Origin of the sequence: Kitasatospora sp. NPDC001261 (genome assembly GCF_042896795.1) — a bacterium.
Taxonomy (GTDB): Bacteria; Actinomycetota; Actinomycetes; order Streptomycetales; family Streptomycetaceae; genus Kitasatospora.
Genome location: NZ_JBIAXP010000009.1, coordinates 96,215 through 122,531, shown reverse-complemented (window position 1 = coordinate 122,531; position 26,317 = coordinate 96,215). Strand labels below are relative to the sequence as shown.

Sequence of the window (26,317 nt, the reverse complement as noted above, 5' to 3'; positions counted from 1 at the left end):
TGGTTCAGCTCACATCATGTCCTCGATGTCGGCGGCGATCGGGTCGGCGTCGGTGCCGATGACGACCTGGATCGCGGTGCCCATCTTCACGACGCCGTGGGCGCCGGCGGCCTTGAGGGCGGCCTCGTCGACCAGGGAGGCGTCCTTGACCTCGGTGCGCAGGCGGGTGATGCAGCCCTCGACCTCTTCGATGTTGTCGATGCCGCCCAGACCGGCGACGATCTTCTCAGCCTTGCTGGCCATCTGGTTTCTCCCTCTGTCTCGGCCCTTCGGCGGCTCTGCCGGGTGCCGTCCTGCGCTGGTGCTGGGTGTCCCTCGACCGTCGTGCGGTGAGGTGCGTGCCGGTGGCTGACGCGGGTTCGGCCGCGGTCGGCCTGCGAGCGGCGCGACCAGCATCACCCGTGCCGGTCCGGTCCGCCACGTTAGTCCACTTTCGGCCCATTCCGGCGGGCAGGCTCCGGATCGCCGCCCGAGGATGACGATCAGCGGGGCTCGCGCCTCCGGAGTGCGACCTGCGTCAAGTGGTCTACACCAATATATGTGTACTCCGACGAACGCGGGAACGGCCCCGGGTGTTCCCGAGCCCTGCCCGAGGGTCCCGCCGGGCCCCCGGCAGGCAACTGCTCTCGGAGGGCGAAGGATGAGTTCGGCAGGCGCCACGGCCCCGCAGGCCAAACGATGGCACATCTTCTACGGCGGCCTCCAGAAGATGGGCCGCTCCCTGCAGCTCCCGGTGGCGGTGCTCCCCGCCGCGGGCATCCTCAACCGCCTCGGCCAGCCGGACGTGTTCGGCAAGGACGGCCTCGGCTGGGACAACGTCGCGAAGGTCTTCGCCTCCGCCGGCGGCGCGCTGCTCGACTCCTCCTTCGGCCTGCCGCTGCTGTTCTGCATCGGCGTCGCGATCGGCATGGCGAAGAAGGCGGACGGCTCGACGGCGCTCGCCGCCGTGGTCGGCTTCCTGGTGTACTACAAGGTCCTGCACGCCTTCCCGGAGAGCTGCAAGCCGCCGACGGTGCTGGTCAGCGACCAGTGCGTGGACTACAGCTCGGCGAAGGCGGCGGCCGCGACGTTCCAGAACCCGGGGGTGCTCGGCGGCATCCTGATCGGCCTGATGTCGGCCTGGCTGTGGGTGCGGTTCCACCGCACCAAGCTGGTCGACTGGCTCGGCTTCTTCAACGGCCGCCGCCTGGTGCCGATGATCACCGCGCTGGTCGGCATGCTGACCGCCGTGGTGGCGCTCTGGGTCTGGCCGCCGATCGGCCGCGGCCTGAACGACTTCTCGCAGACCCTCTCCGACCTGGGCGCGGGCGGCGCCGGCATCTTCGGCCTGTTCAACCGGGCCCTGCTGCTGATCGGCATGCACCAGCTGCTGAACACCTTCGTCTGGTTCCAGTTCGGGGAGTTCACCAGGCCGGACGGCGCGATCGTGCACGGCGACATCCCGCGCTTCCTGGCGGGCGACCCGACGGCCGGCCAGTTCCAGTCCGGCTTCTTCCCGATCATGATGTTCGCGCTGCCGGCCGCCGCGCTCGCGATCGCGCACTCGGCGAAGCCGCACCGGCGCAAGGAGATCTACGGCCTGATGCTCTCGGTCGGCCTGACCTCCTTCGTGACGGGCGTCACCGAACCGATCGAGTACTCCTTCGCCTACATCGCCCCGGCCCTGTACGCCGTGCACGCGCTGCTGACCGGCGCCTCGATGGCGGTGACCTGGGGGCTCGGGGTGCACAACGGGTTCAGCTTCTCGGCCGGCCTGATCGACTACGTGATCAACTGGGGACTGGCCACCAAACCGTGGCTGATCATCCCGATCGGCCTCTGCTTCGCCGTCGTGTACTACGCGCTCTTCCGGTTCATCATCGTCAAATTCAACCTGAAAACTCCCGGTCGGGAGGACGAGGCCGAGGTCGAGGACGTCACCAAGGCCTGAACCCGGGCGTCACCCGAGTTATCCCCGCAAAGGCCTCCGGACCACCGGTCCGGAGGCCTTCGGCATTTCCGAAAGCCCGGCCGACCGGGCCCAACGCGCCTGGCAGGGCCCACCGGAGCACGCTGTGCTTTTGTTGCGCGATTAGCCAAAATCGATTTTGTTGCGCAGTCGGCCAAAATCCCAATCGCGGTCGCTACCATGATCGCCATTCGGTAAGTAGGTTTCGATTTCATAGCGCTTCCCGGCGACACCGCTTTCCGGGGTTCCTCGACTTCTCCACCCGTGCTACAAAACTGGTCTACACCACGTGTGGTGTAGACCAGTTCGCGGTTCGGCCCCTGTGCCTTCCCCCCGACCGACCGCCATGCCGTTAGGAACCCACCCCCATGAGTCAGTCTGCGCAGGCACCGGCGCCCGCCACGGCTCCGGCCTCACCCAGCCCCGCCAAGAAGTTCGGCCAGAACCTCCTCCAGGGTCTGCAGAAGATCGGTCGCAGCCTCCAGCTGCCCATCGCCGTGCTCCCCGCAGCCGGTCTGCTGATGCGTCTCGGCCAGGACGACGTGTTCGGCAAGGACGGCCTCGGCTGGGACAAGGTCGCCGCGGTGTTCAACACCGCCGGCACCTCGGTCTTCGACGCTCTGCCGATGCTCTTCGCGGTGGGTATCGCGATCGGCTACGCCAAGAAGGCGGACGGCTCCACCGCCCTCGCCGCCCTGGTCGGCTTCCTGGTGTACAAGAACGTGCTCACCGCGTTCCCGATCACCGAGTACAAGATCCTCCCCGGCAAGGACGAGGCGGCCACCTACCAGAACCCGGGTGTGCTCGGCGGCATCGTGATCGGCCTACTGGCCGCGGTGCTGTGGCAGAAGTACCACCGCACCAAGCTGGTCGACTGGCTCGGCTTCTTCAACGGCCGCCGCCTGGTCCCGATCATCATGGCCTTCGTCGGCACCGCCGTCGGCGTCTTCTTCGGTCTGGCCTGGGGCCCGATCGGCGACGCCATCAAGAGCCTGAACGACACCCTGATCGGCGCCGGCGCGTTCGGTGCGGGCGCCTTCGGCCTGGTCAACCGCGGTCTGCTGCCGGTCGGCATGCACCAGTTCGTGAACTCCTACGCCTGGTTCCAGACCGGTGACTTCACCAAGCCCGACGGCACCGTCGTGCACGGCGACCTGACCCGCTTCTTCGCCGGCGACCCGACCGCCGGACAGTTCATGTCGGGCTTCTACCCGATCATGATGTTCGCGCTGCCCGCCGCCGCGCTGGCCATCGCCCACGCCGCCAAGGCGCACCGCCGCAAGGCCGTCACCGGCATGATGGTCTCGCTGGCCCTGACCTCCTTCGTGACCGGTGTCACCGAGCCGATCGAGTTCGCCTTCGTCTTCATCGCCCCGGTCCTGTACGTCATCCACGCGCTGCTCACCGCCGTCTCGATGACCGTCACCTGGGCGCTCGGCGTGCACGACGGCTTCACCTTCTCCGGCGGCCTGATCGACTACGCGCTGGCCTGGAACAAGGCCACCGACCCGTGGATGATCATCCCGCTCGGCCTGGCCTTCGCCGCGGTCTACTACTTCCTGTTCCGCTTCGCGATCACCAAGTTCGACCTCAAGACCCCCGGTCGCGAGGACGACGACGAGATCGAGGACGTCACCAAGGCCTGACGCCCGCGTCACCGCCCGCTCCCGAGGCCCCGCCCCGCCGCTGCTCCCCCAGCGGCGGGGCGGGGCCTTCGGCGTACCCGGGCGCGCCCGCGCGGCTCCGGCGGGCTCCCCGACCGGACTCCCGCCGGACTCCGGCGGGCTCCGGCGGGCTCCGGCGGGCGGAAACGACGGTTGACGAACCGCCGGACGCCCTGGTCAACTGAAGCGGTGAACGCCTCGTGCCCGCTGGTCACCCGTAGCCACATCGACTTCGGTCGCGTGTGGTCCGCGGCGTGTCGCGGCTGAGCTGACCGTTCCCCCACCGCCGCCCGGCTGACGTCCCGCCCGGCGCCGGTCCTCCCTCCCCCGCCCGTACGGGCTCCGCCCGCGGGCCGCCACCGCGCTCCGGCGCGCCCCCGCGCACCCGTGTCCCCGTACGGGCGCGCCGGTGCCCGCACGCGTCCGCACGAGGAAGCCAGGCTCACCATGCCCCGCCAGTTGCACCTGTCCGCAGCCCTCGACAGCCCCGGCCGTCTCGACGCCGGGCACTACACCGCCCTCGCCCGCCTCGCCGAGCGGGCCACCCTGGACTTCGTCACCCTCGACGACTCCTTCGCCGCCGAGCCGAGCCGCCCCGACGCGCTCGCCGCCCTCGCCCGGACCGCCCCGCTGACCGGCCGGGTCGGGCTGGTGCCGACCGTCACCACCACCCACACCGAGCCCTTCCACACCTCGATCTCGGTCAACACCCTGGACTGGGTGAGCGAGGGCCGGGCCGGCTGGCTGGTCGGCGTCTCCACGACCGAGGCCGAGGCGCGGGCCTTCGGCCGCCGCCCCGTCGCCGCCGAGGACGAGCTGTGGGCCGAGGCCGCCGACGCCGTCGAGGTGGCCGCCCGGCTCTGGGACAGCTGGGAGGACGACGCGGAGATCCGCGACACCGCCACCGGACGGTTCATCGACCGCGACAAGCTGCACTACATCGACTTCGAGGGCCCGCGCTTCTCCGTCCGCGGCCCGTCCATCACCCCGCGCCCGCCCCAGGGCCGCCCGGTGGTCGTGGTGCCCGTCGCCGCCGCCGACCTCGCGCCGGACGCCTCCCCGGGCGGGCGGGCCCGGGTCGACGCCGCGATCCGGCACGCCGACGTCGTCCTGCTCGACGCCCCCGACCGCGCCACCCGGCTGACCGCCGCCACCGAACTGCGGCTGCGGGCCGGCGAGAACCTGCGCGTCCTCGCCCGGCTCGACGCCGACCTGTCCGCCCTGCCCGACCGGGCCGCCGACGAGCGGCTGCTCGCCGAGCTCACCGCGCCCGGCACCGGCGTCGACGGCTTCCACCTCTCCCCCGCCGACCCGTCGCGCGACCTCGCCGCGCTGGCCGACCGGATCGCCCCCGCCCTGCGCGCCGCCGGACTGCTGCGCACCGGGTACACCGGCCGCACCCTGCGCGACCACCTCGGCCTGGCCCGCCCGGCCAGCCGCTACGCCGCCCGCCCCGCCGACGGCTCCCCTGCCTCCCCCGCCTCCACCGCCGCTCCCGCCCTCGCCGAGGTGACCCGATGACGGACCGACCGCTCAAGCAGATCCACCTCGCCGCGCACTTCCCCGGCGTCAACAACACCACGGTGTGGAGCGACCCGGCCGCCGGCAGCCACATCGAGTTCTCCTCCTTCCGCCACCTCGCGCAGACCGCCGAGCGCGGGAAGTTCGACTTCTTCTTCCTCGCCGAGGGCCTGCGGCTGCGCGAGACCAAGGGCCTCATCCACGACCTCGACGTGGTCGGCCGCCCCGAGTCGATCACCGTGCTGAACGCGCTGGCCGCCGTCACCGAACGGCTCGGCCTGGCCGCCACCGTCAACGCGACCTTCAACGAGCCGTACGAACTGGCCCGCCGCTTCGCCTCGTTGGACCACCTCTCCGGCGGCCGCGCGGCCTGGAACGTGGTCACCTCCTCGGACGCCTTCACCGGGGAGAACTTCCGCCGCGGCGGGTACCTGGACCGCGCCGACCGCTACACCCGGGCCGCCGAATCCGTCCAGCTGGCACGGGAGTTCTGGGACGCCGGGGAGGAGCCAGTCCGGCACTCCGGCCCGCAGTTCGAGGTCGAGGGCCGGCTCTCGCTGCCGCGGCCGCCGCAGGGCCACCCGGTGGTGATCCAGGCCGGGGACTCCGACGAGGGGCGCGAGTTCGCGGCCGCCGCCGCCGACGTGGTCTTCTCCCGGCACTCCACCCTCGCCGACGGCCAGGCCTTCCACGCCGACGTCAAGCGCCGGCTCGCGGCGTACGGCCGCAAGCCGGACGAGCTGAAGATCATGCCCGGGGTCACCTTCGTCCTCGGCGACACCGACGCCGAGGCGGACGAACGGGCCCGGGAGATCCGCCGGGCCCAGGTGAGCCCGCAGACCGCGATCGCCTTCCTGGAGCAGGTCTGGGGCGTCGACCTGTCCGACCACGACCCGGACGGGCCGCTGCCGGCCGTCGACCCCGACCCGGACAGCGGCCTGGTCCAGGGCCGGGTCCGGCACGCCGACCCGGTGGCCGTCGCCGAACGGTGGCGGGCGGTGGCCGCGGAGAAGAAGCTGACCAGCCGCGAACTGGTGATCGAGCTGACCGGCCGGCAGTCCTTCATCGGAGCGCCCGCCACCGTCGCCGCCGAGATCGACCGCTTCGTGCAGAGCGACGCGGCCGACGGCTTCATCCTCGTCCCGCACCTCACCCCGGGCGGCCTGGACGAGTTCGTCGACCGCGTGGTCCCGCTGCTCCAGGAGCGCGGGGTCTTCCGCACCGACTACACCGGCCCCACCCTGCGGGACCACCTCGGGCTGCCCGTCCCCGGCCTGCGCTAGCCGTCCGGCCGGGGACGGCACTGCCGTGCGCGGGGTCAGCCGGTGCGGCGGCGGCGGACCAGCACGAAGGCCCCCGCACCGACGCCGACCAGCAGCGCGCCGACGCCCGCGATCAGGCCGGTCCGGTCGCTGTCCGCACCGGTGGACGCCAGGTGGGCGTCCACCGGCCGGGCGGCCGCGGCGGGAACGTTGTCCGCGGACAACACGGCGGGCTGCGAAACGGCCGGAGCGGGGGCGGCCGGCGCCGTGGTGGTGTCGCCGACCGGCTGGGCGACGCCCGCGCCGCCGTCCGGCTTCGGCTGCGAGCCGTCGGAGCCGGCCGGCCCGGTCGAGGGCTCGCCGGCCTTGTGGGTGCCGGTCGGTGAGGGCTTCGGCGCGGGGGCGACGACCTCGGTGGTGGCGCCCTGCGAGCACATGGTGGTGCCCCGGAAGGGCATCTCCTCGCCCTCGTTGACGAACACGCAGGGGTTCAGCGCCGTCCTGCCCAGCGGGCTGTCGGCGGGGTAGCTGACCCGGACCCGCCGGGTGGTCGAACTCTGGGGCGCCGCCGAGGAGTTGCGACCGTCCAGGTAGTGGCCCGCCACGGGCTCCGCCGGGGCCGTGACGCCCGGCACGGTGGTCCACTTCCCGTCGGCGCCGCGGACCTCGACCTTGGCGAGGCGGTCGGTGAACAGCACGTTGCCGAGGTTGGTGTAGGCGGACGGCGTCGGGTTCGAGAGCACCGCGTCGAACTCGACGGGCTCGCCGCCCGCGACGACCTCGGCCGGGACCCCGGACACGCCGTTGCTGATCCCCTCCACCTTGACCACGTGGCTGTCGGTGAGCGGCGGCTCGACCGGGGAGTCCTGCGACCAGCCCTTGACGCCGGTGCGGAAGGTGAGGCTCGGACCGGTGCCGCCGTTGGTGGCCCCGTCGTGGGGCTTGCCCATCGGCACGCCGAGCCGCAGCCGGACGTCCGTGCCGCCCGCCGGGACCACGACCTTGCCGGTGCCGCCCGCGTTGACCACCTTGTCCGCCCCGGGGCGCTCCGTCAGCTCCACCGGCAGCCAGCCGCCGGTCAGCTCGCTGAAGTAGTCGAGGCTCAGGGCGTTCGGCGGCGTCCCGAGGTCGCTCTCGATCTCGAAGTCCAACACGACGGAGGTGCCCTGGTCACCCGGGTTGCCGAGGTGTTCGGTGAACTCGACCGGCCCGCCCGCGAAGCCGACCACCGCCGGGGTGTGCACGGTGAGGCTGAGCGGCCCGGCGGCGGCGAAGGCCGGGGCCGCGGTCACGGCGCCGCCGGCGAGCAGCGCGGCGGTCAGCGCCAGCGCCGGGGTGAGCCGGCGGGCCCGGTTCAGGGCACGGTTGGTCTTGCGCATGGGATTTCCCCCTGGATATCCGTCCCGGACCGGTACGACCGGATCCGGGCAGCACGAAGCGGGCCTGATGAGTAGTGTGATCGCGTCCGTGCCCGACGGGCCGGCCGTTCCGGCGGCGTTTCCCGCCGCTCACTCACAAGGACGTGCGGGGGGCGCGGAGGTTGCGGGTCGTCCCGAAGCTTTTTCCGGGAATCCCGCCCGACCTCGCCGGCCCGCTCTCAGGCCTCGCCGGCCCGCTCTCAGACCTCGCCGGTCCGCTCTCAGACCTCGTACACCGCGCCGGCCCGGGCGACCTCGACCGGCCCCGGGTAGGCGGCCGCGGCGTCCCGCCGGTTGTGCTCGGCGTCGGTCCACGGGGGGATGTGGGTCAGGACGAGCCGGCGGGCGCGGGCCGCGGCGGCGTGCTCGCCGGCCTCGCGGCCGTTGAGGTGGACGGCCTGGTAGGTGTCGCGCCCGTCGATGTACGCGGCCTCGCAGAGGAAGAGGTCGGTGTCGCGGGCGAGTTCGACGAGTTCGGCGCTCTCGCCGGTGTCCCCGCTGTAGACCAGCGAGCGGCCGTCGTGCTCCAGCCGGAAGGCGAAGGCGTCGACGGGGTGGTTGACCTGGGCGACGTCGATCCGGAACGGGCCGAGCCGGAAGCCGCCGGGGGTGAGGGTGCGGAACTCGAACACCTCCTTCATGCCGGGGTTCTCCGGCATGTCGTAGGCGCGGGCGAGCCGCTCGGCGGTGCCGGCCGGGCCGTACACGGGCAGCAGCTCGGGGCAGCCCTCGGCGCGGTAGTTGCGGGCCACCCAGTAGGCGCACAGGTCGACGCAGTGGTCGGCGTGCAGGTGGCTGAGCAGGACGGCGTCGACGTCGTAGAGGCCGGTGTACTTCTGGAGGGCGCCGAGGGCTCCGTTGCCGAGGTCGAGCACGACGCGGTAGCCCTCGGCCTCGACCAGGTAGCTGGAGCAGGGCGAGTCGGCGGCCGGGAAGCTCCCCGAGCACCCCACCACGGTCAGTTTCATCCGAGCCCCTCCGCCCCGACACATCCTGGCTGCTGCTGGAAAACGGCATCGCCGTCCTCCACGGGCACAGCGTGGAAAACAGCATGGAAAACGGCAGGCCGGGCCCGGTGGACCGGCCGGTAGCACTGCGTTGGTGTGTCGAGGGTAAGGGCGGAGCGGCACTTTGCCCCCGTCCCCGTGCCGGGCTGTGGGCGGAATCACCAGAACGCCCGGGGCGGGGGCGCGGGCGGTTGACGGGCCGGGGGATCAGCGGCGGCGGGGCCGGTTGCGGGCCCAGCTGCGGATGGTGAACGGGTACCACCGCGGGTGGCCGCTGCCGTCGATCACGTCCGGATCGGGCAGCAGCCGGTGCCTCCGGTAGCTGCGGACGGTCTCGCGCCGGACGTTGATGTGGCGGGCGATCTCGGCGTAGGACCACAGCTCGGGGCCACGGGCCACGGGGCACCTCCGGGGGACGGGGGCGGACGTTCGTGACGCAGCCTTGCCGGGACGGCCGGGGCTCCGGGCGCAGAACGGGCATTGTGGCAGTTCCGTGACGAACCGGGAGCAATGCGCGGACAAATGCCCCGACGGCTGCCCGGCCGCCGCGGTGGTGGCGTTCACCCCCGGCCCGGTACGGTTCGCCGCATGAACGACATGACCGCTACCTGGCTCGTCCTGTCGCTGCTGGGCGTCGCGCTGCTGGCCGCCGCCGCGGCGGCGCTGGTGCGGCGCGCCCGTCCGGCGCCGCGTCCGTCCGGGCCGACCGGTCCGCGACCGCGGACGGGGGCCGGCCCGCGGCCGCAGGAGGTCTGGTGGGCGCTGGTGCCGTTCGAGGACGGCCCCGGTGCCAAGGACCGCCCGTGCCTGGTGCTGCGGGTGCGCGGCCGGACCGCCACCGTCGCGAAGATCACCAGCAAGCACCACGCGGAGCGCCCGGGCGTGCTGCCGCTGCCGCCCGGCGTGGTGGGCGACCGGCAGGGCCGGGCCAGCTGGCTGGAGACCGACGAGCTGCGCGAGGTGCCGCTGGCGGACTTCCGCCGCCGGGCCGGCACGGTGGACCGACAGGTCTGGGCCCGGGCGCGGAAGGTGTTGCAGGGCGGATAGGCCCTACGCCCAGAGCTGGCCCTGCAGCGCCTCGACCGCGGCCTCGGTGGACTCGGCGGTGTAGATGCCGGTGGAGAGGTACTTCCAGCCGCCGTCCGCGACCACGAAGACGATGTCCGCGCGCTCGCCGGCCGCCGCCGCCTTGCGGCCGACGCCGATCGCCGCGTGCAGGATGGCGCCGGTCGAGACGCCCGCGAAGATGCCCTCCTGCTGGAGGAGTTCACGGGTGCGGCGGACGGCGTCCGCGGAGCCGACCGAGAACCGGGTGGTGAGCACCTCGGCGTCGTACAGCTCGGGGACGAAGCCCTCGTCCAGGTTGCGCAGCCCGTACACCAGGTCGTCGTAGCGCGGCTCGGCGGCGACGATCCTCACGCCGGGGACCTTCTCGCGCAGGTAGCGGCCGACGCCCATCAGGGTGCCGGTGGTGCCGAGGCCGGCCACGAAGTGGGTGACGGTCGGCAGGTCCGCGAGGATCTCGGGGCCGGTGCCGGTGTAGTGGGCGCCGGCGTTGTCGGGGTTGCCGTACTGGTAGAGCATGACCCAGTCGGGGTGCTCGGCGGCGATCTCCTTGGCCATCCGGACGGCGGTGTTGGAGCCGCCCGCGGCCGGGGACGGGATGATCTCGGCGCCCCACATGCGCAGCAGCTCGCGCCGCTCCTCGCTGGTGTTCTCGGGCATCACGCAGACCATCCGGTAGCCCTTGAGCTTGGCGGCCATGGCCAGCGAGATGCCGGTGTTGCCGCTGGTGGGCTCCAGGACGGTGCAGCCGGGGGTGAGCCGGCCGTCGGCCTCGGCGCGCTCGATCATGTGCAGGGCCGGGCGGTCCTTGATCGAGCCGGTGGGGTTGCGGTCCTCCAGCTTGGCCCAGAGGGTCACCAGGCCGTCGGCGTTGCCGGGGACGGCGGCGGACAGCCGCGGCAGGCGGACCAGCGGGGTGTTGCCGACGGCTTCGAGCGGACTGTCGTAACGCAAGGGAGGCCTCCGGCCACGGCGGTGAGGGTGGAGAGGGATGGTTCCCCCGCCGTGGCGACGGGGGAACCGGTCAACGCTAGCGGGCGCCGCCGGCCACGGCGGGCAGGATGGTGACGCTGTCGCCGTCGGCGAGGGCGGTGGAGATGCCCTCCAGGAAGCGGACGTCCTCGTCGTTCAGGTAGACGTTGACGAAGCGGCGCAGCTCGCCGCCCTCGACCAGGCGGGCGGCGATGCCCGGGTGGCGGGCGTCGAGGTCGGTGAAGAGTTCCCCGAGGTTGCTGCCGTTGCCCTCGACGGCCTTGGCGCCGTCGGTGTAGGTGCGGAGGATGGTCGGGATGCGGACCTCGATGGCCATGGGTGCGCTCCTGTGCGAGTCGTGGAGTGGGTGGGCCGCGGCGGACGCGGCGGGCGGGCGCCCGGGGCCCGGCGTCGCCGCGGGGCGGCGGGCCCGGGTGAGGTGGTGAAGCGGCTCTCAGCGCGAGCGCGCGGGCGTGCCGGGACAGATCGCACCGGCGTGCCGGCACAGGTCGATGTGCAGGCGCGCCACGAGGCGGGTGCCCGGGGCCTGGGTGCTCACATCGACGGAACGCATGGGCTCATCGTATAGATTCCCGGGCTCGCTTCGACATGCCCGTCTCGGGATCCGGATGTTCCCGTTCCCAGGGCTGAGACGACGACGGCCCGCCGCCCCCACGGAGGGGTCGGCGGGCCGGGTCCGCGCCGGTACCGGTCACACCGGGTAGGCCTCGACGACCTGCACGTCTTCCTCTGTGATCTCGCCGTCCACGATGCGGAACGAGCGGAACTGGTAGGGGTCCTCCTCGCCGCTGCCCTCGGCGGTGGAGACCAGGACGTAGTGGGCGAACGGCTCGGAGGCGTAGCTCACGTCGGTGCGGGAGGGGTAGGCCTCGGTGGCGGTGTGCGAGTGGTAGACGATCACCGGCTCCTCGTCCCGGTCGTCCATCTCGCGGTAGAGCTTGAGCAGGTCGCCCGAGTCGAACTCGTAGAAGGTGGGCGAGCGGGCCGCGTTGAGCATCGGGACGAACCGCTCGGGCCGGCCGCTGCCGGCCGGTCCGGCGACCACGCCGCAGGCCTCGTCCGGGTGGTCGGCGCGGGCGTGGGCCACGATCCGGTCGCGGAGTTCTCGGGTGATGGTCAGCATGCGGTCAGGATAGCCACGCCCCGGCGGCCGTCCGCCGGGTGTCCGAGGCTCGGTCAGCGGGCGTCCACGTTCCCGTCGAGGGCGTTCCCGTCGAGGGTGTTCCCGTCGAGGGTGTTCCCGGTGGAGGCGTTCCCGGTGGAGGCGTTCCCGGTGGGGGCGGGCGCCCCGTCCGGCGCGGCGCCGAGGACGGCCTGCGGGTCGCGGCGCTTGAGCACCTGGTAGCCGCCGACCAGCAGCAGGGCCCAGACCGGGAAGACGAACAGCGAGATCCGGTTGTCCCGGTCCAGCGCGATCAGCACCACGACCACCGCGAGGAAGGCGAGCGCGGCCCCGCTGACCCAGGTGCCCCCGGGCGCCTTGAAGGTGGGCGGCGGCAGGTGGCCGGCCCGCCAGGCCCGGCGGTAGCGGATCTGGGAGATCAGGATCATCGCCCAGGTCCACAGGCCGCAGACCGTGGCGACCGAGGTGATGTACTCGAACGCCCGCGCCGGGACGACGCCGTTGAGCACCACGCCGATGCCCATCAGCAGACAGGAGACGGTGATCGCGAAGGCCGGGGTGCGGCGGGAGTTGAGCCTGGTGAGCCGTCCCGGGGCCTGCCCGCGCAGCGCGAGGTCGCGCAGCATCCGGCCGGTGGAGTACATCCCGGAGTTGCAGGAGGAGAGCGCCGCGGTGAGCACCACGAAGTTGATGATGCCGGCCGCCGCCGGGATGCCGATCTTGCCGAAGGCGGCGACGAACGGGCTGACGCCGGGCCGGAATTCGGTCCACGGCACGAGCGAGAGGATGACCACCAGGGCGCCGATGTAGAACAGCATGATCCGCCACGGCAGGGTGTTGATGGCCCGCGGCAGGGTCTTCTCGGGGTTCTCGCTCTCGCCCGCGGTGACGCCGACGAGTTCGACGCCCAGGTAGGCGAACATGACGATCTGAAGGGTCATCACGGTGGAGCCGATGCCCTCGGGGAAGAAACCGCCGTCCTGCCAGAGGTGGCCGAGTGACGCGGTGTCACCGGCCTTGCTGAAGCCCAGGGTCAGCACGCCGACGCCGATCAGGATCATGCCGATGATGGCGGTGACCTTGACCATGGAGAACCAGAACTCGATCTCGCCGAACAGCTTCACCGAGATCAGGTTGGCCGCGTAGAGCAGGACCAGGAAGGTCAGCGCGCTGGCCCACTGCGGTATGCCGGGCGCCCAGAACCGCACGTAGACGGCGGCGGCGGTGGTCTCCGCCATGCCGGTGACGACCCAGAACAGCCAGTACGTCCAGCCGGTCACGTAGCCGGCGAAGGGGCCGAGGAACTCCCGGGCGTACTCGGCGAAGCTGCCGGAGACCGGGCGGTAGGTGAGCAGTTCGCCGAGCGCCCGCATGATCACGAAGATCACCAGGCCGGCGACGGCGTAGGAGAGGATCAGGCTCGGACCGGAGCGGGAGATCGCGGTGCCCGCGCCGAGGAACAGACCGGTGCCGATCGCACCGCCGATCGCGATCATCTGGATCTGGCGGCTGCCGAGCCCGCGCTCGTAGCCCTCCGCATCCGGTGGAGTATCGACCCTTTCGTCGTACAACTTCTCGGCCACTGTGCACCGTCCTGGTCGGTCTCGGGGGTGGAGAAGTCGTACCACGCAGGGTTCGGATAGCGGCGTCCATCTGAGCGTTATTTGAGCATGACCTGGTATGTTCTGTCCCATTTTGATGGGAAAAGCCCCGGCTGATCGTCCATATTCTGGACAAAACGGCCGGGGCTTGCCCGGAATCGGGCAGGATCGACCCCGCAGGGCGATCCGGGCGACACGGTGCGTATACGGCGACCCCCGCGGAGCGGTCCACGGGGAGCGGCCCACGCAGAGCGGTCCGCGCAGGTCAGTCCGCCATCGCCTCCAGCAGCGACTCCTGCAGCGCGCCCAGCCACAGGTACGCCATCACCAGCGGCTTGCGCTCGTCGTCGTCGGGCAGCTCGTAGAGGCCGTCCTCGTCGTCCTCGGTGACCTCCAGCCGGACGCCGACGGCCAGCCGCAGGTCGTTCAGCGCGCCCAGCCAGCGCAGGCAGTCCGACGCGGCCAGCTTGAGCACCCCGCCGCCGCCGAGCCCGTCCAGCGCCCGGACGACGAACAGCGCGTCGTCCCGCTTGCGGGCCCGCAGGTCCAGCTCGGTGAAGCGGCGGAACTCCCCGGACGCGACCTCGGCCTCCTCGTCCGCCGGCTCCTCCGGGTCGCTGTAGGCGTCCGGGAAGAACCGGGCCAGCACCGGGTCGGCGGGCGCCTCGGTCGGGCCCTCGGCGAACAGCGCGGCCAGCGGGTCGTCGCCCTCCCCGCCCGGACCGGGGCCGATCAGCTCCAGCACCTGCACTTCCAGCGAGCGCAGGATGGAGGCCTCCCACTCGTCCAGCGCGATCGCCGCGCCACCACTGCCGGCGCTCTCGAACAACCCAGCCATCTGTATCGGTCAGCCCGTCTTCGTCGTCTTCGGTCGTACGGCCGGCGCCGGTCGGCCCGGTGTCAGTCGGCTCGGCGTCAGTCGGCTCGGTGTCAGTCGTGCTGCAGCGTCGCCCAGAGGCCGTAGCCGTGCATCGCCTGGACGTCGCGCTCCATCTCCTCGCGGGAACCGCTGGAGACCACCGCCCGGCCCTTGGTGTGGACGTCCATCATCAGCTTCCGGGCCTTGTCCTTCGGGTAGCCGAAGTAGGCCTGGAAGACGTACTGGACGTAGCTCATCAGATTGACCGGGTCGTTGTGCACGATGGTCACCCAGGGCGTGTCCGGCTCGGTCACCGGCACCCCCTCGACCTCCGGGCGCTCGATCTCCACGGGCGCGACGCTCACCCCGGTCCTCCTCGCTGCACAGTCGTCCGTAACCACTCATGCCCCATGCTGCCATCCGGGGGACACCCGGGCGATTCCGCCCCGGCACGCTCGACGAGAAATCGTCACTCTGACGCTAAGTGGTAGTAGCATCATCCGTATGGACGCCACTTCCGTGCGAGCGGCCGCTTCGACCGCCCTGCTCACCGACCGCTACGAGCTCACCATGCTGCAGGCCGCCCTGCGCAGCGGGGCCGCGCACCGCAGCTCCGTCTTCGAGGTGTTCACCCGCCGCCTGCCGAGCGGCCGCCGCTACGGCGTCATGGCCGGCACCGGCCGGGTGCTGGACGCCGTCGAGAACTTCCGCTTCACCTCGCCCCAGCTGGACTGGCTGGCCGACCAGGGCGTGGTCGACGAGGAAACCCTGCGCTTCCTCGCCGACTACCGCTTCCGCGGCGACATCCACGGCTACCCCGAGGGCGAGGTCTACTTCCCCGGCTCCCCCCTGCTCACCGTCGAGGGCACCTTCGCCGAGGCCGTGATCCTGGAGACGGTGATCCTCTCGATCCTCAACCACGACTCGGCCATCGCGGCCGCCGCCTCCCGGATGACCGCCGCCGCCGGCGGCCGCCCGGTGATCGAGATGGGCGCCCGCCGGGCCCACGAGCACGCCGCCGTCTCCGCCGCCCGGGCCGCCTACGTGGCCGGCTTCGCCGCCACCTCCGACCTGGAGGCCGGCTTCACCCACGGCATCCCGACCACCGGCACCGCCGCCCACGCCTTCACCCTGGTGCACGACAGCGAGCGGGACGCCTTCAAGGCGCAGATCGCCTCCATGGGCAAGGGCACCACCCTGCTGGTCGACACCTTCGACCTGCGCGAGGCCGTGCGCACCGCGGTCGAGGTGGCCGGCCCCGACCTGGGCGCCGTCCGGATCGACTCCGGCGACCTCACCCTGCTGGCCCACCGGGTCCGCCGCCAGCTGGACGACCTCGGCGCCGACCGGACCAGGATCATCGTCACCTCGGACCTCGACGAGTACGCGATCGCCGCCCTGGCCGCCGCCCCGGTCGACGGCTACGGCGTCGGCACCAGCCTGGTCACCGGCAGCGGGCACCCGACCTGCGCGATGGTCTACAAGCTGGTCGCCCGGGCCGAGACCGACGGCGGGCCGCTGATCCCGGTCGCCAAGCGCGCGGCCGGCGGCAAGACCAGCATCGGCGGCCGCAAGTGGGCGGCCCGCCGGCCCGACGCCGACGGCGTCGCCGAGGCCGAGGTGGTCGGCACCGGCCCCGTCCCGGACTACCTGCGCCCGCACCTGACGCAGGTGCCGCTGGTCCTGGGCGGCGAGACAGTCGGCCGGGAACCGCTCAGCGCCGCCCGCGACCGGCACGTGCGCGCCCGCGCCGCGCTGCCGCTGTCGGCCACCCAGCTGTCCAAGGGCGACCCGGTGCTGCCGACCGAACTGGTCCTGCCGGCCGGCCCCGGCCGCTGACCGGAACCCGGGGCCGGACCACCGGACCGGCCCCGGGGCTTCCGCCCCCGCGGACGGGATGTCCCGGACCGGCCCCGGGGCTTCCGCCCCCGGGCGCCACTCCCTAGAGTCAGCCGTAGAGTTCCCCGAGTTCCCCCGGAGCTCCCCGAGTACCCCCCGCGCCCGGCACGGCCGGGCCGCGTACTCCCGAGGGCTCCCCCACCGGGGCGCCGCCTCCCGCGGGCCCCCGAGATCCGAGGATGCGAGTCATGCACCGGGCACTGATCGTCGTCGACGTGCAGAACGACTTCTGCGAGGGCGGCAGCCTGGCCGTCGCCGGCGGCGCCGAGGTGGCCGCCGCCATCACCGACCTGATCACCGAGTCCTCCCCCGGCTACCGGCACATCCTCGCCACCCGCGACCACCACATCGACCCAGGCGACCACTTCTCCGCCGAGCCGGACTACGTCGACAGCTGGCCGCCGCACTGCGTGGCCGGCACCGAGGGCGTGGGCTTCCACCCCAACTTCGCGCCCGCCGTCATCTCCGGCGCGGTCGAGGCGGTCTTCGACAAGGGCGCCCACTCGGCGGCGTACAGCGGCTTCGAGGGGCTGGACGAGAACAACCGCGGTCCGGTGGAGTGGCTGCGCGAGCGGCAGGTCGACCAGGTCGACGTGGTCGGCATCGCCACCGACCACTGCGTCCGGGCGACCGCGCTGGACGCCGCCCGGGCGGGCTTCACCACCCGCGTGCTGCTGGACCTCACCGCCGGGGTGAACCCGGAGACCACCGCCGCCGCGCTGGCGGAGCTGCGGGCGGCCGGGGTCGAGCTGGTCGGCGCGCCGGTGGTCCGTTCGTAACGGCATTCGGGGGGCATGCCGTGCGGGCGTGCTGTGCGGGCGTGTTGTGGGTGCGGCCGGCGTGTTCCGGTCGGCGGCGTCGCCCGCTCAGACCACCAGCAGCTCCACCACGTCCGTCCCGCCGACCCGGTACGCCTCGCGGAGTTCGCCGCCGACCGCGTCCGGGTCGGCGGCCAGCGCGGCCCCGCAGACGTACACCACCCGGATGCCCAGGTACTCCATCCGGTGCTGCCCGCCGCGCACCCAGGCGGCCTCGCCCTCGCTCACGCTGCGCAGCTCCGAGTCCACCTCCACCGCGACGCCCCGCTCCGGCCAGTAGAGGTCCGGGACGGCGATGTACGTACCGCCGCGCATCCGCAGCTCGGGGGCGTTCAGCGGGGCGGGCAGCAGCCGCTCGTCCACCAGGCGGCCGATCCGCTCCAGCGCCAAGTCCCGCTCGACGGCCAGTAGTTCGTCCAGGGCGGCCCGCACCCGCGGCTCGCAGGTCAGCCCCGAGTCGGTCAGCTCGGACACCAACTCCCGTACCGTGCAGCGGTTCCCGGGCAGGGCGACGGCCTCCCGCAGCACCTCGCGCACCGGCGCCGCGCCACCCGGCTCCGCCGTCCACTCGACCAGCGCGTCGGCGACCGCCCGGGCCACCGGCGCACAGGCCAGGCCGTGCACCGAGCGGGCCACCAACTCCCGTTCGGTGCGCCGGATCCGCACCTCGCCGACGTCCTTCAGCCGGCGCTGCCGGGGCACCAGGACGTCCACCCCGGTCACCGCCGGCAGCCGGGGCACAACCGTGAAGCCGTACAGCGCCAGCGCGGCCGTACCGGTGATCACCGCGCCCTCCCGGCGGCCCTCCTCCCGGCCGTTCTGCGCGGCGTACAGCAGCGCGGCCCACATCCGCTGCTCCGGGGTGGGCTCGGCGGACTGCAGCAGGTAGACCCGGGGCAGCACCCGCCGCCAGGGGCCGCCCCGGCGGCAGTGCTCGGTGATGATCCGGGCCGGCACGCCCCGGGCGCGCAGCTGGCTCGCGGTGACGACGTTCTGTTGACGCTTCGCCAGCTCCTCCAGGGACGGCGGCGGCGACGGAATCCGGTAGCTCATGCCGACACCATCCCCAACCGTCCGGACCCGCGACCGAGACCCTGACGCACTGTTACCCAACCGTCGCGAAACCGGGATCAGCCCGCACTAAAGTCCTCATACCCTCACTCATTTGGAGTAATTGACGCTCATCAGGTTGTCATATGTGATCGAAAACGATCGCCGACCTGGTCGCCTGACCCAGAGTGATCAAAGGCATACGGCGAGGGACCCCCAAGGCGTCAATCCCGCCCCGGGGATTGCCTAGGCTTACGTCATGTCACGTGACGAGACCGCCGGCCTCCGCGCGGCCCAGCTCCGCCTCGGCCGTCTGCCCGGATACGTCCGCCGCCCGGACCCCGCCCGCCGCAGCGGCGAGAAGGGGCATACGTACAAGAAGGGCTGGGAGGTCCGCTTCACCGCCCGCAGTGAGGCCGAGATAGCAGAGATCCGCGACCTCGTGGTCGCCGCCGGGTTCGCCCCGGCCAGGCCCTTCTTCAAGGGCCACCAGCTCATCCAGCCCGTCTACGGCATGGCGGCCGTACAGGCCTACCTGGCCGCTAGACAGGCCGCCGAGGAGCATGCCGCCCGGGCCGCGCTCGGCCGCCGACGACGGGCCACCGGACACGCCCCCGGGGCGCTCACGGGGGGCGTGCACGCCCCCGCCGCGCACGCCACGGGTGTGCACGCGGCGAGTGCCCACGCCGCGGGTCCGCATGCCGCCGGCGCCCACGCCACGGGCGCGGCGCACACGGGCCCGGCGCACGCGGGCCCGGCGCACCGGTGCGAGCGCGAGGAGGCCGCCGCCGGGGCAGCTGCGGCGGCTGCGGCCGCGGCAGCCGCGGCGGCGCAGGCGGCCCGGCGACGGGCCGTCGAAGCCTTCCCGACCCAGGTCGAACGGGACACCGCCGTCGACCGGATCTCCCCCACGGAGGCCCGGACGACCTCCTGACGGACAGCCGGCCGCTCCGCCCGCCCTCCCGCCCCCGGCGTTCCGCCCGGCCCGACCCGGGCCGCCGGGGTGTGGCGGACGCGCCCGGCGGCACACTGGCGGTCGCGGGACCACCCCGTCCAACGGCCGCCCCACCAGCGCGCCCTCCGCCCCGGCGCGCGGCGGGCGCCGGGTCCACCGCGCCCACGGCGCACCCGTTCCGCGCACGCCGTCCGACCCGCCCGCGCGGACGTCATCGCGGTGACGACCATGCCCTCTTCCGTGGCGATCTTCCCCACGATCGTGAGTGCGGTTGTGCGGGTGGTTGTGCGCACCCAGGTTCGCGCCCTGGGCGTGGACGCCAGCCTCCACAGGGCCTACGGTGGCACATCAACCGCCCTGCGGCCGCCGTCGCCCCACACCCTCTGACCAGCCGCGACACGCTCGCACCTACGACTCCCGCGCCACTGCGCAGCACCGCCCCACCGGCCCTCGCCGGCCCTCCGCCCGGCCGTCCCGCCACCTCGCCGCACCCGATCGCCACCGGAACCGGCCTGGCGGCGGCGGGTTCCGGGCATTCCATCGGATTGGTCACCCAGCGCACCGAGGGCCTACCGTAGAGTGAGCACAGATGATCGACCGTCAGAAACCCATCTCCCTTTCCGAGAAGCCGAGATGACCAACCGTCACGAGAGTTCAGCCGAGCCGCCCCCGAGGCCCGGCGAGCCGGCGGAGGTGCCCCTGGAGTTCACCGCGTTCTGCGAACTCCACCGCCCCCGGTACCTCAGCTACGCGCGCGTGTGGCTGACCGAGCACAGCGCCGCGGCCGTCGCCGTCCAACAGGCCTTCGCGGAAATCGCGGTGCACTGGCGGGAGTTGATGGGCAGCTCCAACCCCACCGCGCACGCCTGGGAGATCCTGCGCGGCACCGTCGCCGACCACACCCGCCAGGCGACCCCCGCCCCGGACCGCCACCCGGCCGACGACGACCTGGCGATCCTGCACTACGTCGTCGGCCTCGCCGCCCCCGAGATCGCCGACGTCATCGGCACCGACGCCGCCAGCGTGGCCGGACGGCTGCGCCGCACCATGCTGCGCGAGGCCTCCGGCTGGTGACCCCGCGCCCCGGCCGCCTCCGGTCCGGCCTCAGACCGGGCCTCGGCCCCGCTCCCGGGCCCGGCTCCAGGACCGGCTCCAGGACCGGCTTCAGGACCGGCTTCAGACCCGCTCGCCCGTCACGTCGAACAGGTGGTGCACCGGGTCGTGGATCAGGTACCGGGAGAACGACTCGACCGTGAACCGCGCCCCGTCGCTGCGGTTCCCGGTCCGCGCCCACTGCGCCCCCGCCACCCGCTCGAAAGCGGCGGCGAGCGTCTCCGCGGCCTCCGCCAGCTCCCCGGCCACCACCTTCGGGTCCTGCTCCCCGTAGCGCTCGGCGACGGCCGTCTCGTCCTGGTCCCAGTTGGGGAACAGCGGGTCCTCCAGGTCCAGCATCAGGTTCAGCCGGACCTCGAACAGCCGGAACACGTCCCGGACGTGGCACGCGTACTCCAGGTCCGACCACACCCCCGGAGCCGGCCGCCTGCGCAACCCCTCCACGTCCCCCGCCAGCACCGCCAGCCAGCCCTCCGCGTTGGCCCGGACCATCCCGGCGACGTCCTCCCGCACCACCCGCGGAGTCTCCAACCCGCAGTCGGGGCACGGGCGTTCCAGCACCCAGGTCCAGTCCTTGGTGTCGGGGACGATCCCGTCGTCGGCGGTGTTCGTGGCGGCGATCGACGTGCTCTCGACCCGCGTGCGCTCAGGAGTGCTCATGGGCCCAGCATCTCCGCCACCGGGGAACCCCACCAGCGGCAATGACGCCAGCGGTCGCCGAAATACTGCCACCCCCGGCGCATTCACCCGGCGCGTCCGCCCGACACACGCCCCCGTCCCCGCGCGCACCCCAACCGGTGCGCGCCCGCACGCCAGGACTAAACACGTGGACGAACCGGAAGCCGACCATCCATCCTGGCCGCCATGACCGCTCCCACCGATCTCGCCGCCCTCGCCATGAAGCCCACCCTGCACGGCCCCACCATCCGGCTCGTCCCCCTCGACGAACGGCACACCGACCCGATGTGGGAACTCTGCGCCGACGAGACCACCAAACGGCTCACCGGCACCCGCACCGCCTTCACCCGCGACCGGATCCACCAGTGGTGCACCACCCGCGCCCAACAGCCCGACCGCCTCGACCTCGCCGTCGAAGACCCCGCCACCGGCCGCTTCCTCGGCGAGGCCGCCCTCAACGACGTCGACCCCGACAACTCCTCCGCCGGCTACCGGATCGCCCTCACCCCGGACCACACCGGCCGCGGCATCGGCACCGAAACCACCCTCCTGGTCCTGCGCCACGCCTTCGAGACCATCCGCCTCCACCGCGTCCACCTCGAAGTCTTCGAGTACAACGAACGCGCCGCCCACTCCTACCGCAAGTCCGGCTTCACCCTCGAAGGCCGCTCCCGCCAAGCCCACCACTGGGACGACCGCTACTGGGACATCCTCCAGATGGCCGCCCTACGCGACGAATGGCTCGCCACTCACTGACCCGCCCCCCGCCGCCTCCGCACCACCAACACCCCGACGAGAGCGACCACCAGCACCAACCCCCCGGCCGCCACCCCCACGACCACCCCGACCCCGTTCCCACTGCTCGCCTTGTCCCCCTCGGGGACCATGGGCACGACGGCGGGCTCGTCGGTCTCCTCGTCCACCGGAGGCGGAGTGCCCTTCGCCTCCATCCGCCCGAGCAGGGGGTTCTCCCGGGGCCCGTTGTCCACAGCGGGATTCGCCTCCAGGGCCTTCGCCGGCGCGACGAGCCCGTAGCCGTACTGACCGTTGGGCACCGCCGGCCCACCGGCCGGGCTCGTGGCCGACTTGATCATCCGATTGATCACCTGCCCAGCGGACAGGTTCGGGTACTTGGAACGGATGAGCGCCGCCGTCGCGGAGACGTAGGCAGTGGAATCCGACGTACCGTTCCTCCGCTCGTAGCCCGTCGAGGACTTCGGAGCGGAACGGTAGATCCCCACGCCGGGTGCAGTGAGCGTGGTCTCGGGGCCGGACGTGGAACGCTCCCACACAACCCCGTTGGAGTCCACGGCTCCCACCGCCACCACGCCGGGGAAGGCGGCCGGATACTCGACCCCCAGACCGGCCCCGTTGCCCGAACTGGAGACCAGCACGATGTCCTTGGACACCGCGTAGCTGACCGCCTTCCGCAGCTTCGAGTCGAAGCGCGAATATCCTCCGATGGACATGTTGACGACCTTCGCACCGTGGTCCGCCGCGAAGCGGATCGCGTCCGCCAGGTCGTTCTGCTGAGGATCCGGGGTCGGCTGCGGCTCGGAGGTGGACTGGGAGTCCGGGCCGTCGCCGCCAGACTTGATCTTCACCGGGAGGATCTTCGCCTTCGGGGCAAGGCCCATGATCCCGTCCTGGGAACCGTGTCCGTGTCCGGCGATCAGGCTCGCCATCCCGGTGCCGTGGCCGTCGTTGTCCACTCGACCGTCCGTGTTGCCACCGGAGAAGTCACCGCCGGGAAGCACCTGTCCGGTGAGATCCGGCTGATCCTGGCTCACCCCCGTGTCGATCACGGCGACGACCACACCATCGCCTTGGCTCGTCGGCCAGACCTTCGTCTCCGCCTCGAGCGCCTTCAGAGCCCACTGCTGGTCCCTGATCTGATCGGCCGATGCCACCGGTGCCCCGACACCCCAGATCAGTGCCCCAGCGGCAAGGGCCGCCGTACCACGTGCCAACCGGCGGCTCGTCAAACCTGGTCACCCCACTCAGCGCGGCATCCCACAGGTCACCGACCTGCGGGATGCGATCAGAACCGTTGTCCGCTCACGGACCGGCTTTCATTCCACCACGTTCGGATTCGCGGGCTTCTTCGACGCCCAGGTCTCCTCGTCCTCAACGAGGTAGTCGGGCCGCTTGCCGTCCTTCCCCCGCTCCTTCTTGCGTCCTTGTGCTCCACCCAGCGGGATACCGGGAGACGCGCCGTTCGTCGTAGCGGGGCCCGACTCACCCCTGAGGCGATTGCGTGCTCCCAGCCCGGACCCGCCTTCCGTGAACGACTGCTTGCCCTGTGCGCCACCCGGCTTCGCCGTCTCTCCCGCGACCCCGCCAGGTCGCGCCAGAGAAACCCCGGACTGCCGGCCACCAGAAGCTCCAGGGCCTCGGGCGCCCATGACCGGACTGACCTCACCGGAACCGCCGGGAGCCCGACCGCCACGCGGACCGGAACCCTCGACCGGCACCACGCCACCCGCGATCTCCCGGCCTCCGGGGCCGACCTTCCCCGGGCCGACGATCGGCGCGGCCGGAGAGACGGTCGTCGGGCCGGTGGTGCGAGGGGTCTCCGGACCATTGGCACCCCCGAACGGCCCGGTGGCGGTGCCCCCGGCCTGCACGAGCTCCACTCCGGAGGTCTGTGTCCCGGCCAGCGCCGGACTCGGCATGCTTCCGCTCGCGGGCGCCACTGGCCTGCCGGAGATGCCGTCACCGGAACCACGACCCGGTGGGACCGAGGGCTTCGACGGAGTCTGCGCCGTACCGCCCTTGATCCCCGAGTCGGTCGGAGCAGGCGTACTCCTCGCCACGGGCCGAGCCGTCATCGGCGGCTGGGCGGAACTACGTTGAGAAGGCGGGACGGTCGTCGGCCGTGTCGATGCTCCCGCCGCTCCCACCGAGGTGCCCGACATCATCGCGGCCGCCGTCGCCGCGGCACCACTCGGATCACCCTGGGCGCCGTCTGCGGGGTCGTCCCGGATCGGCTGCCGCGGCCTCGTATCCAACGCCGGCGGGGGCTTCAGGGCCGGGGTGGCGACGCGGTAGTGCATGGCGAGGGTCTGCATGATGGCGGCCGCTTCGGCCTTCTTGCGGTCGGCGAGGGGGATGTGTTCGTCGTCGTCGCCGAAGAGGGCGTCGCCGACGGTGTCCTTGACCTTGTCCCAGTTGCCGGGTTCCTCGGGCATGTCGCGCTTGGCCTTGGCCATGGCTTCGGAGGTGTTGTGGAGGGTGTTGGCCGCGTCGTTGGCGTAGGCGGCGGCGTTGTTGATGCTGGCGGCCAGGGTGAGCATGCGGGTGTGGAAGGCGTCGCTGGTGGTGCCTTCCCAGGAGGTGGCGGCTTCGGTGCTGGCCTTGGTGAGGGTCTGGCGGATCTGCTTGAGGGTGTCGGCGGCCTTGCGCCAGGGGTCGCCGGCGGCCATCACCGCGCCGGGGTCGAGGGCCTGTGCCATGGTGCGGAGCTGGGCGTGGCTGTACTTGGTGAAGTCGGTGTAGACCACGGGCGGTCGGCCTCCGTTCGGGGCGGGCGGGCGGCGGTCAGACGGTGGCGTTGCCGCGGGTGGACGGGGTGCGGTTCTGCTGGGCCGCGGCCTGGCTGCTCGCGGAGGGCTGGGCGACGGACCAGCCGTCGTCGCCGAGCTTGAGCTTCGTGGCGGTGTGCTGGTCCTGCTCCTCGTAGTTGGTGGCGGTGAGGTCGGCCTTCTGCTGGGCCTCGTTCACGGCTTCCTGGAGCTGGTTGAGGACGTCGCGCAGCGCGTCCCGCATGGTGCCGTAGCGGCCGTGGATCTCGGCGGCCTCGGCGAAGGTCCCGAAGGCGGTCTTGCCGATGCCGCTGCGGCCGTGGGCGTCGGTGCCGTCGGCATGTTTCTGGAAGTCGGCGAGCAGCAGCCGTACTTGGCCGGCGAAGGCGCGGAGCTGTTCGACCTCGACGCGGTAGCCCTGTCCGGCTCCGCCGGTCGATCCGGTTCCGGTGGTTCCTGTGCCCATGTCGGCGCCTCCCCCGTGCGTCCGTCCCCCTGGCGGCCGGGGCCGGGCCCCGGTGTCTCATGTCTAACACACCGGGCCCGAATCCCGCCCGGGGCATGGTCAGTTCGCGTTCGTCCCGGTGCGTCGGGCGTCGGCGAGGGCGCGGCGGCAGAGCGAGTCGGCGTGCCGGGTGGTTTCGGGGAGGCGGTAGTGGCGGGCGAGGTCGAGGGTGGTGCGGACGGCGGTGTCGAGGCCGGTGCGGTGGCCGACGGAGACGAAGACGGGTTTGACGCCGGCCCTGGTGCGTACGGCGCGGCCGACCTCCTCGCCGGTGGCGGGGTCGGTGAGGGGGGTCCAGGAGCCGCGTGGTGCGTCGGGTTCGTGGTGGTCGAAGGTGAAGGGGGTCTTGGCGACGCCGAGGGTGCGGAGTCCGGTGAGGATGCCGAGGTGGCTGGCGAGGCCGAGGCGGCGGGGGTGGGCGAGGCCGTAGCCGTCGCAGACGACGGTGTCGGGGGTGCGGGTGAGGGCGGCCAACGCGTCGAGGACGGCGGGGAGTTCGCGGAAGGCGAGCAGTCCGGGGACGTACGGGAAGGCGATCCGGCCGACGGCGGTGGCCTGTTCGACGACGTCCAGGGTGTCGCGGTCGAGCAGGACGGCCGCGGCGGCGACGAGGTCGTGCTCGTCGTCGTAGGCGACGTCCACGCCGGCGATCAGGGTGCCGGGGGCGGCGGGGTCCCGGCCCGGGTCGTCGTGGGGCTGGACGAGCGGGCGCAGCCGCTCCTGTTCGGCGAGTGCCTCGGCCTCGGTGGTGGGCCAGTCGGCGGGGATGGGCATGGTCGGTTCCCCCGGGTACGTGGTGCTCGGTGATACGTGCTCAGCGACAGTGCGTGGCAGGTGCCGGTCTCACCGTACCGAGCGGGCCGGACGACCCCGGGGTGAGCCCGTGCGCCCCCTGTGCCCCCGCCTCCGGGGGCTAGCCTGGACGTACCCGTCCTCCCCGCGGGGTAGCACCACTGGAACCGGCTCCACTCCCGCCCGTTTCCCCCGACGTGCGAAGGACCCCCGCCATGCCGCGCCCCTCCGTCGCCCAGGCCTGCCTCGGCTCGTTCACCGTCGTCGCCACCACGGTGGCACTGCTGGCCGTCTCGGGCGCCTCGGGCGTCCTGGCGGTCGTGGTGCTGGTGGGGTTCGCGCTGGCGCTCGGCACCGTGGTGACGGTGCTTTCGATGTCCGCCGCCGCGGCCAGGTCCGCCACCGTGGCGTCGGACCCCGGGGCCCCGGCCGCCCCGCCGCGCCCCACCGCGACCGCTGCCGGGCACGCGTACGCCCGGCAGCGCTGATCCGCCGCCGGGCGCGGGCGCGTCCCGCCGCGCC

At 72.7% G+C, this 26,317-nt stretch carries 28 protein-coding genes; 11 read left to right on the top strand and 17 right to left on the bottom strand.

Annotation, left to right across the window (positions count from 1 at the left end):
* Positions 1–9: 9 nt before the first annotated feature.
* Positions 10–243, bottom strand: a complete 234-nt coding sequence (locus ACFY4B_RS14525) for a glucose PTS transporter subunit EIIB (RefSeq protein ID WP_030060521.1) — start codon at positions 241–243, stop codon at positions 10–12.
* Between the two features lie 397 nt (positions 244–640).
* Between ACFY4B_RS14525 and ACFY4B_RS14520 the strand changes: the two genes are divergently transcribed.
* The 4 genes from ACFY4B_RS14520 (at position 641) to ACFY4B_RS14505 (ending at position 6,416) form a co-directional block, all read left to right on the top strand.
* Positions 641–1,930, top strand: coding sequence for a PTS transporter subunit EIIC (locus ACFY4B_RS14520; RefSeq protein ID WP_387968085.1), 1,290 nt, complete (start codon positions 641–643; stop codon positions 1,928–1,930).
* A 386-nt stretch (positions 1,931–2,316) separates the two neighbouring features.
* Positions 2,317–3,594: a PTS transporter subunit EIIC gene (locus ACFY4B_RS14515; RefSeq protein ID WP_049655708.1), complete on the top strand. Its 1,278-nt coding sequence runs from the start codon at positions 2,317–2,319 to the stop codon at positions 3,592–3,594.
* A 465-nt stretch (positions 3,595–4,059) separates the two neighbouring features.
* Positions 4,060–5,133 carry an LLM class flavin-dependent oxidoreductase gene (locus ACFY4B_RS14510; RefSeq protein WP_387968083.1) on the top strand — a complete coding sequence of 358 codons (1,074 nt, stop codon included), beginning with the start codon at positions 4,060–4,062 and terminating at the stop codon, positions 5,131–5,133.
* The gene (locus ACFY4B_RS14505) at positions 5,130–6,416 is read left to right on the top strand and encodes an LLM class flavin-dependent oxidoreductase (RefSeq protein ID WP_387968081.1); all 1,287 of its coding nucleotides are present in this window, start codon (positions 5,130–5,132) and stop codon (positions 6,414–6,416) included. The genes ACFY4B_RS14510 and ACFY4B_RS14505 overlap by 4 nt, the downstream gene beginning before the upstream one ends.
* A 35-nt stretch (positions 6,417–6,451) precedes the next feature.
* Here ACFY4B_RS14505 and ACFY4B_RS14500 read toward each other — a convergent pair whose 3' ends face one another.
* From ACFY4B_RS14500 to ACFY4B_RS14490, 3 genes are all read right to left on the bottom strand, one after another.
* Entirely contained in the window at positions 6,452–7,774 is a 1,323-nt protein-coding gene (locus tag ACFY4B_RS14500) for an LAETG motif-containing sortase-dependent surface protein (RefSeq protein ID WP_387968079.1), read from the bottom strand.
* A 260-nt stretch (positions 7,775–8,034) separates the two neighbouring features.
* Positions 8,035–8,781: an MBL fold metallo-hydrolase gene (locus tag ACFY4B_RS14495; protein WP_074005047.1), complete on the bottom strand. Its 747-nt coding sequence runs from the start codon at positions 8,779–8,781 to the stop codon at positions 8,035–8,037.
* A gap of 246 nt (positions 8,782–9,027) precedes the next feature.
* Positions 9,028–9,219: a MarR family transcriptional regulator gene (locus tag ACFY4B_RS14490; protein WP_079272642.1), complete on the bottom strand. Its 192-nt coding sequence runs from the start codon at positions 9,217–9,219 to the stop codon at positions 9,028–9,030.
* A gap of 189 nt (positions 9,220–9,408) precedes the next feature.
* Between ACFY4B_RS14490 and ACFY4B_RS14485 the strand changes: the two genes are divergently transcribed.
* Complete coding sequence (locus ACFY4B_RS14485; RefSeq protein WP_387968077.1) at positions 9,409–9,867, top strand: type II toxin-antitoxin system PemK/MazF family toxin; 459 nt, start codon at positions 9,409–9,411, stop codon at positions 9,865–9,867.
* Positions 9,868–9,870: 3 nt separating this feature from the next.
* Here ACFY4B_RS14485 and ACFY4B_RS14480 read toward each other — a convergent pair whose 3' ends face one another.
* The 7 genes from ACFY4B_RS14480 to clpS all read right to left on the bottom strand — a co-directional run bounded on the left by ACFY4B_RS14480 (position 9,871) and on the right by clpS (position 14,826).
* On the bottom strand, positions 9,871–10,839 hold the full coding sequence (locus ACFY4B_RS14480; protein ID WP_049654320.1) for a PLP-dependent cysteine synthase family protein: 969 nt from the start codon (positions 10,837–10,839) through the stop codon (positions 9,871–9,873).
* A 76-nt stretch (positions 10,840–10,915) separates the two neighbouring features.
* Positions 10,916–11,194, bottom strand: coding sequence for a MoaD/ThiS family protein (locus tag ACFY4B_RS14475; protein WP_030242903.1), 279 nt, complete (start codon positions 11,192–11,194; stop codon positions 10,916–10,918).
* A 117-nt stretch (positions 11,195–11,311) separates the two neighbouring features.
* Entirely contained in the window at positions 11,312–11,431 is a 120-nt protein-coding gene (locus ACFY4B_RS14470) for a putative leader peptide (RefSeq protein ID WP_310593142.1), read from the bottom strand.
* Positions 11,432–11,569: 138 nt separating this feature from the next.
* Positions 11,570–12,001, bottom strand: a complete 432-nt coding sequence (locus ACFY4B_RS14465) for a Mov34/MPN/PAD-1 family protein (RefSeq protein ID WP_380775101.1) — start codon at positions 11,999–12,001, stop codon at positions 11,570–11,572.
* A 53-nt stretch (positions 12,002–12,054) separates the two neighbouring features.
* Positions 12,055–13,584, bottom strand: coding sequence for an amino acid permease (locus tag ACFY4B_RS14460; protein WP_387968074.1), 1,530 nt, complete (start codon positions 13,582–13,584; stop codon positions 12,055–12,057).
* 283 nt (positions 13,585–13,867) lie between these two features.
* Complete coding sequence (locus ACFY4B_RS14455; RefSeq protein ID WP_387968072.1) at positions 13,868–14,440, bottom strand: DUF2017 domain-containing protein; 573 nt, start codon at positions 14,438–14,440, stop codon at positions 13,868–13,870.
* A 92-nt stretch (positions 14,441–14,532) separates the two neighbouring features.
* On the bottom strand, positions 14,533–14,826 hold the full coding sequence (clpS, locus tag ACFY4B_RS14450; RefSeq protein ID WP_049654313.1) for an ATP-dependent Clp protease adapter ClpS: 294 nt from the start codon (positions 14,824–14,826) through the stop codon (positions 14,533–14,535).
* 139 nt (positions 14,827–14,965) lie between these two features.
* Here clpS and ACFY4B_RS14445 point away from each other — a divergent pair, with 139 nt between their 5' ends.
* Both ACFY4B_RS14445 and ACFY4B_RS14440 read left to right on the top strand, forming a co-directional pair.
* Entirely contained in the window at positions 14,966–16,300 is a 1,335-nt protein-coding gene (locus ACFY4B_RS14445) for a nicotinate phosphoribosyltransferase (protein WP_049654311.1), read from the top strand.
* Positions 16,301–16,548: 248 nt separating this feature from the next.
* Positions 16,549–17,139 carry an isochorismatase family protein gene (locus tag ACFY4B_RS14440; RefSeq protein ID WP_074005044.1) on the top strand — a complete coding sequence of 197 codons (591 nt, stop codon included), beginning with the start codon at positions 16,549–16,551 and terminating at the stop codon, positions 17,137–17,139.
* A gap of 87 nt (positions 17,140–17,226) precedes the next feature.
* On the opposite strand, the gene ACFY4B_RS14435 is transcribed toward ACFY4B_RS14440, so the two are convergent.
* On the bottom strand, positions 17,227–18,231 hold the full coding sequence (locus ACFY4B_RS14435; protein WP_049654308.1) for a hypothetical protein: 1,005 nt from the start codon (positions 18,229–18,231) through the stop codon (positions 17,227–17,229).
* Positions 18,232–18,487: 256 nt separating this feature from the next.
* Between ACFY4B_RS14435 and ACFY4B_RS14430 the strand changes: the two genes are divergently transcribed.
* Positions 18,488–19,162 (top strand): hypothetical protein, encoded by a 675-nt coding sequence (locus ACFY4B_RS14430; RefSeq protein WP_387968070.1) that lies wholly within the window; start codon positions 18,488–18,490, stop codon positions 19,160–19,162.
* Positions 19,163–19,816: 654 nt separating this feature from the next.
* On the top strand, positions 19,817–20,257 hold the full coding sequence (locus tag ACFY4B_RS14425; RefSeq protein ID WP_049657761.1) for a hypothetical protein: 441 nt from the start codon (positions 19,817–19,819) through the stop codon (positions 20,255–20,257).
* 102 nt (positions 20,258–20,359) lie between these two features.
* On the opposite strand, the gene ACFY4B_RS14420 is transcribed toward ACFY4B_RS14425, so the two are convergent.
* The gene (locus ACFY4B_RS14420; protein ID WP_387968068.1) at positions 20,360–20,956 is read right to left on the bottom strand and encodes a DinB family protein; all 597 of its coding nucleotides are present in this window, start codon (positions 20,954–20,956) and stop codon (positions 20,360–20,362) included.
* 204 nt (positions 20,957–21,160) lie between these two features.
* On the opposite strand from ACFY4B_RS14420, the gene ACFY4B_RS14415 reads away from it, so the two are divergent.
* The gene (locus ACFY4B_RS14415; protein ID WP_387968066.1) at positions 21,161–21,730 is read left to right on the top strand and encodes a GNAT family N-acetyltransferase; all 570 of its coding nucleotides are present in this window, start codon (positions 21,161–21,163) and stop codon (positions 21,728–21,730) included.
* Here the strand turns inward: ACFY4B_RS14415 and mycP are convergent.
* The 4 genes from mycP to ACFY4B_RS14395 form a co-directional block, all read right to left on the bottom strand.
* On the bottom strand, positions 21,724–22,884 hold the full coding sequence (mycP, locus tag ACFY4B_RS14410; RefSeq protein WP_387968064.1) for a type VII secretion-associated serine protease mycosin: 1,161 nt from the start codon (positions 22,882–22,884) through the stop codon (positions 21,724–21,726). The genes ACFY4B_RS14415 and mycP overlap by 7 nt on opposite strands.
* 162 nt (positions 22,885–23,046) lie before the next feature.
* Positions 23,047–24,477, bottom strand: coding sequence for a hypothetical protein (locus tag ACFY4B_RS14405; protein ID WP_387968062.1), 1,431 nt, complete (start codon positions 24,475–24,477; stop codon positions 23,047–23,049).
* 37 nt (positions 24,478–24,514) lie between these two features.
* Positions 24,515–24,964 carry a hypothetical protein gene (locus ACFY4B_RS14400; RefSeq protein ID WP_049657753.1) on the bottom strand — a complete coding sequence of 150 codons (450 nt, stop codon included), beginning with the start codon at positions 24,962–24,964 and terminating at the stop codon, positions 24,515–24,517.
* A 99-nt stretch (positions 24,965–25,063) separates the two neighbouring features.
* Positions 25,064–25,777: an endonuclease V gene (locus ACFY4B_RS14395; RefSeq protein WP_049657751.1), complete on the bottom strand. Its 714-nt coding sequence runs from the start codon at positions 25,775–25,777 to the stop codon at positions 25,064–25,066.
* A 233-nt stretch (positions 25,778–26,010) separates the two neighbouring features.
* Between ACFY4B_RS14395 and ACFY4B_RS14390 the strand changes: the two genes are divergently transcribed.
* Positions 26,011–26,283, top strand: coding sequence for a hypothetical protein (locus ACFY4B_RS14390; RefSeq protein WP_387968060.1), 273 nt, complete (start codon positions 26,011–26,013; stop codon positions 26,281–26,283).
* The last annotated feature ends 34 nt before the right edge of the window (positions 26,284–26,317 follow it).